General features: G+C 35.6%; 1 protein-coding gene. It reads left to right on the top strand.

The window, feature by feature from the left end; genetic code table 11:
• Nucleotides 1-13: 13 nt before the first annotated feature.
• Nucleotides 14-1374 (top strand): IS3 family transposase gene (locus ABH957_RS29435; protein WP_404512921.1). Its coding sequence is split into 2 segments (ribosomal slippage): nucleotides 14-470 and nucleotides 470-1374, totalling 1362 coding nucleotides; the frame shifts between segments, so codons are not numbered across the junction.
• Nucleotides 1375-1409 lie beyond the last annotated feature (35 nt).

Genomic DNA, 1409 nt, shown 5'->3' with positions numbered 1-1409 from the left:
GGTGCACTTTTTAATGGCTAAACTTTCTTCAAAAGAAAAAATACGAGCGATAAGACGATATTTAGAGGGGACTGAAGGTGGAAAAACAATTGCTAAATCTATTGATGTTCACCCCAGTATGCTCTATCAGTGGATTAAACAATATGAAGCCTTAGGTGAAAATGCTTTTGAAAAACGCTATACATCCTACTCTACCCAGTATAAACTAGATGTACTTAATTATATGAACGAACAAGGGACATCTATTAGGGAAACAGCGGCGCTTTTCAACATTCCTTCTTACGAAACACTTCGAAAATGGAAAGTAGCTTATGGAACAGGAGGATTGGATGCCCTACAATCAAAGAAAAAGGGGCGTCCATCCATGGAAAAGAAAAAAACAAATACAACTAAAGATCAAGGAATAGTTGAAGGTTCAATAGAGGAACTACAAGCGGAAAATGAGCGTTTACGTATGGAAAATGCGTATTTAAAAAAGTTGAATGCCTTAGTTCAAAACAAGGAGAAATCACGAAACAAGACAAAGCCCAAGTAGTCTATGAATTAAGGCATGAATTTTCAGTGAAGGTGCTACTTCAGATCGCAGATATTCCGCGTAGTACGTATTATTATTGGGTTAAAAGATTCGATCGTCCTGATTCAGATGTAGAACTAAAAGGATTGATTCGAACCATTTATGACGAACATGAGGGGCTTTATGGTTATCGTCGTATTCGTGATGAACTTACGAATCGCGGACATAAAGTAAATCATAAAAAAGTGTATCGTATCATGAAAGAATTGGGATTAAAATGTCTCGTTCGTATGAAAAAATATCGCTCTTATAAAGGAACAGTTGGAAAAATTGCACCCAATATTTTAAATCGCAACTTTCAAGCTGAAAAACCAAATAAAAAGTGGGTTACGGATATTACGGAGTTTAAATTATTTGGAGAAAAGCTATATCTATCGCCAATGTTAGACTTATTTAATGGTGAAATTATCACATACACAATTGGTTCAAGACCAACTTATTCACTTGTTTCAACGATGTTAGACCAAGCGTTTGAACACTTAACAGTCAAAGATACACTCTTGATCCATTCTGATCAAGGTTGGCACTATCAAATGAAACAATACCGTCATTCCCTTACTAAACGTGGCATTACACAAAGCATGTCTCGTAAAGGAAACTGTTACGATAACGCAGTGATTGAAAACTTCTTTGGCATCATGAAGTCAGAATTTCTGTATCGAAAAGAATTTGAGAGTATGGAACATTTTAAGAAAGAACTAGCAAAATATATAAAGTACTATAATCATAAAAGAATTAAGGCAAAACTAAAAGGCATGAGCCCAGTACAATACCGGACCCATGCCCAAAAGGTTGCCTAATGAAATAATCAGTCTAACTTTATGGGGTCACTTCA

This window comes from Bacillus sp. RC242 (assembly GCF_044908245.1).
Taxonomy (GTDB): Bacteria; Bacillota; Bacilli; order Bacillales; family Bacillaceae_G; genus Bacillus_A; species Bacillus_A mycoides.
The sequence above is the reverse complement of the archived record's forward strand: the minus strand, read 5'-3'. Positions and strand labels throughout refer to the sequence as shown.